We start from the raw sequence: 319 nt of genomic DNA on the forward strand, positions 1-319 counted from the left end.
GGGGGGGGCCCCCCGGCCACCCCAACAAACAAAACAACACAAACAAACCAACACCCAACACCACCACCAACAAAAATAAAAAAATCAAAACCAAACAAAAACCCACCCCAAAACAAACAACCACACCCACCACACACCACCCACCCCGCACACAACCATATGAAAAAAAAAAACAAACCAAAAACCAACACACCCAAACACCAAAACAAAAAAAAAAAAACCAACAAAAAAAAAAAAAAAAAAACCAAACAAACACCCACACACCCCACACACACAACAAACACCACACCCCACAACCCCGCCCCCACACACACCACAA

1 protein-coding gene is annotated in these 319 nt (G+C 44.2%); it reads right to left on the reverse strand.

Going from position 1 to position 319, the window contains the following annotated elements; translation table 11 throughout:
• The coding region (locus PUR56_RS43120; protein WP_329947365.1) for a hypothetical protein at window positions 1-271 on the reverse strand (271 nt) is incomplete at its 3' end.
• Window positions 272-319 lie beyond the last annotated feature (48 nt).

The organism is Streptomyces sp. BE303 (genome assembly GCF_036290945.1).
Lineage (GTDB): Bacteria > Actinomycetota > Actinomycetes > Streptomycetales > Streptomycetaceae > Kitasatospora.